5 protein-coding genes are annotated in these 3,338 nt (G+C 39.8%); 3 read left to right on the top strand and 2 right to left on the bottom strand.

From position 1 onward, the window contains the following. The first annotated feature begins 224 nt into the window (after nucleotides 1–224). Genes GT674_RS17860 through GT674_RS17850 form a run of 3 tightly spaced genes read left to right on the top strand, consistent with a single transcriptional unit; the run spans nucleotide 225 to nucleotide 1,530 of the window. On the top strand, nucleotides 225–899 hold the full coding sequence (locus GT674_RS17860) for an MATE family efflux transporter (RefSeq protein WP_330585640.1): 675 nt from the start codon (nucleotides 225–227) through the stop codon (nucleotides 897–899). Further along, nucleotides 857–1,171 (top strand): MATE family efflux transporter, encoded by a 315-nt coding sequence (locus GT674_RS17855; protein ID WP_330585639.1) that lies wholly within the window; start codon nucleotides 857–859, stop codon nucleotides 1,169–1,171. Before GT674_RS17860 ends, GT674_RS17855 begins: the two co-directional genes overlap by 43 nt. Further along, on the top strand, nucleotides 1,141–1,530 hold the full coding sequence (locus GT674_RS17850) for a polysaccharide biosynthesis C-terminal domain-containing protein (RefSeq protein WP_330585638.1): 390 nt from the start codon (nucleotides 1,141–1,143) through the stop codon (nucleotides 1,528–1,530). The genes GT674_RS17855 and GT674_RS17850 overlap by 31 nt, the downstream gene beginning before the upstream one ends. Before the next feature lie 74 nt (nucleotides 1,531–1,604). Here the strand turns inward: GT674_RS17850 and GT674_RS16535 are convergent, their stop codons facing one another. Both GT674_RS16535 and GT674_RS16530 read right to left on the bottom strand, forming a co-directional pair. Then, a complete protein-coding gene (locus tag GT674_RS16535; protein ID WP_334297023.1) occupies nucleotides 1,605–2,471 on the bottom strand; it encodes an IS3 family transposase in 867 nt (288 codons plus the stop codon). A gap of 68 nt (nucleotides 2,472–2,539) precedes the next feature. Beyond that, complete coding sequence (locus GT674_RS16530; RefSeq protein ID WP_161286660.1) at nucleotides 2,540–3,181, bottom strand: helix-turn-helix domain-containing protein; 642 nt, start codon at nucleotides 3,179–3,181, stop codon at nucleotides 2,540–2,542. Between the last annotated feature and the right edge of the window lie 157 nt (nucleotides 3,182–3,338).

Raw genomic sequence — 3,338 nt, 5'->3', positions numbered from 1 at the left:
TGGCAGCATAAACTGTCCGTATCCGGACAAGACAATAAGTAAGAAATATGCCCGTGTCCGGGCAAAAAATCGCGGGGCACGCGAGGATAGCTTGTAGATACTTGGCTCAGTAGAGCCATTGAGCAAGAAGCCCCCACTTCAAAATCAGAGATTTAAGTGGTGGGAGCATGTCACAATACAGATATATAATAGAAGGCAAGTCTTTACGGAAGGAGACAAGAATTATGCTGAAAAGATTCACTAAATATGTAACCCAGAGTGTTGCCGGAATGATCGGGATTTCCGTTTATGTTCTGGCAGATACTTTCTTTATATCTGTATATTCCGGTGCTGACGGACTGGCAGTTCTCAATTTGATCCTGCCGGTTTATGGACTGATCTATGCGATTGGGGCTATGATCGGGATTGGTTCCGCTACCAGGTATGCCATAAGCAGGGCAAAAGGAGAAAATACAGAACATTATTTCGTACAGTCAGTAACCTGGAGCATACTGGTTGCAGTTCCATTTATGCTGATCGGAATTTTTATTCCGGACAAAGCATTGGCTTTGCTGGGTGCAGATGCCGGACTGATCGGACTTGGACGAAACTATGTGAGAATTATTCTGATCGCAACACCATTCTTCATGTCAAATTATACATTTACTGCATTTGCCAGAAACGATGGGGCGCCTTCTATTGCAATGATCGGTTCCATCAGTGGAAGTATCTTTAACATTATATTTGATTATATATTCATGTTCCCAGTCGGTCTGGGATTTTCCGGAGCCGGACTGGCTACTGCAATCTGTCCGATCGTAACAATGAGCGTCTGTACCATACACTACAGAAGCAGCAGAAACCATGTAGGATTCCATTGGAAAAAACCGTCATTCAGACGATTTCCTGCTGTCAGCTAGGAGTTTCCGCATTCGTCGGTGAACTGTCTTCCGGTGTGATCGCTATTGTATTTAACTTCCTGATCCTGGGAATTGCAGGAAATGTAGGTGTAGCAGCCTATGGAGTTGTGGCAAACCTTTCTATCGTGGCATTTGCAATCTTCAACGGTCTGGCCCAGGGAGCACAGCCTCTGATCAGTGAAAGCTACGGAAAAGGTCAGCCTATTCAGATAAAAAAACTTCTGAAATGGAGCCTGCTCGTATGTCTTGCAGTAGAAGCATTGATCCATTGATCATCTGGACAGCAACTGACCCGCTAATCAGCATTTTCAACAGTGAAAACAATGTTCAGTTATTGAATTATGCACATACAGGACTGCGTCTGTATTTCCTTGGATTTATAGTTGCAGGAATCAATGTTGTACTGGTGGCATATTTCTCAGCAGTAGATGAACCGAAAATCGCGATTGTGGGATCATTCCTGAGAGGAATTGTTGCTATTGTTATCTGCGCAGTTATACTTGCGAAATTATTCGGATTAAATGGAATCTGGATCTCTCTTCTTGCAGCGGAGACAGTTACGTTTCTGACGATTCTGTTTCTGGCATATAAAGACAGAAGAAAAAGAATGGGGCTGTCGGGAAATATGTGAACCGCTCCCCGTCAAGTAGACAATTGAAAAAATATAAATTTTCCTGCCAGCAGAAATTTGTCTGCTGGCAGTTTTTATGCGGTTTGCAAGTAAATTTCGTGTTTTTCCATTGGTGTTAAAATTCCGAGATTCCTTTGTAAGCGTTTATTGTTATAGTAATCTATATAATCTTCGATCATTTTTACGAGAGTACCTCTATCAGTGAATCGTTTTCCATAGTATCGCTCTCTCTTCAAAATCCCCCAAAAGCCTTCCATTGGTCCATTGTCGATACATTTAGCAACTCGCGACATGCTTTGTATTATTCCAGCATTTACAAGTTTTGTATGAAATGTCCTGTTCGTATATTGGAATCCCCTGTCACTGTGAAACAGTGGCTGCGCATCAGGATTTCTAAGTAAAGCATTGTCTACCGTATCAAACACCAAAGCATTGTTGTTCTTATCACGAATAACATACGAAACAATCCGTCTATCATATAGGTCCAGTATTGCACTTAGATAAACTTTATGCTTTTCAATCCCAATATAATAATGGAATTCTGTCACATCAGTGAGCCATTTTTCATTTGGTGCTTTGGCAGTGAACTCCCGATTAAGTATGTTTTCAGCTATATACTGAGGGTTTGCAGCCTGTCTTGTGCATCCGTTGTTAGAATACTTGATAGTTGATTTTATATTAAGTTTACGGCAAATGCGTAGCACACGTTTATCGTTTATATCAATACCATGATATCGTTCCAAATCATCTCTGATCCTTCGATAGCCTTTATCTGGTGAGTCTGTGTGAATCTTTTCTATCTCGTCATCAATAAACCTATTCTTTTGCTCGCTTTTGGGAATTTCTCTGTGTAGCCATTTATAATAAGCTGTTCTAGAAACATTACCAAGTTTACAAAGTGCAGCAACTGAATAATTATGATCTTCATGTTCTTCTTTGATTGCCTGATATATATGTTCATGACGGACCAGGCTTAGCCCCGCCTCCTCTCTATTTCTTCGAGTTTTTTTTAAAAAGATGCTTCCATTTCAGCACATTCTTTCTCTGCTTTTAAAATTTTAACTTCAGCACGCAGCTTTTCTAATTCACTCATCTCATCGGGACGTTTTCGTTTGCCACGGTTATCTCTTAAAGCTTCTATTTCACCAGCTTCATATTTGACTATATAATTGCGAGCCTGTTGATAGGACACCTGGTATTGTTCTGCTGTTTTGGCATAATTACGATCATGTGCGATACAATACTGTACTATTTCAACCCGTTCTTCAAAAGTGGTTTTTCTTCCTTTGGTCATGATAATGCTTCCTCCTGTTCCAGAAGATTTTAATTCTTCATGACCATTATACTTCTTTATCCAGATTTGTAACTTAGCTTTTGAACGGATCCCATATTTTTTGCAAATATCATCTTGAGAACCATAGCCTGCTAAATAATCTACGACTGCTTGTTGTTTCAATTCTTTGGAATATTTTTTATTCCCTTTCAATGTGAATGCATTTGCTCCCATAGATTCATAGTTTCGAATCCATTGTTGGACAGATGCGAGACTTACATCAAACATATCGGCAATTCGCCGTTGACTTTCTTTTCCATCCAGATATAGATTTACAGCATATATCTTATCCACAACAGATACTTTTCTTTTAGACATAAAATATGCTCCCTCCTAGGTGACAAGTTTTTATTATTTCACTTGTCTACCTAGAAGGGAGCATATCAATAGATAGTTTCAAAGCAGAGAGGGTATGGCTCACAACGAGTCATACCCTCTCTGAATTTATCTGAAAAAAGAAAAAAAGATGGCTAAC

This window comes from Blautia sp. BIOML-A1, from assembly GCF_009883055.1.
In the GTDB taxonomy this organism is placed as follows: Bacteria; Bacillota; Clostridia; order Lachnospirales; family Lachnospiraceae; genus Blautia_A.
This window is presented reverse-complemented; position numbering and strand designations above follow the sequence as displayed.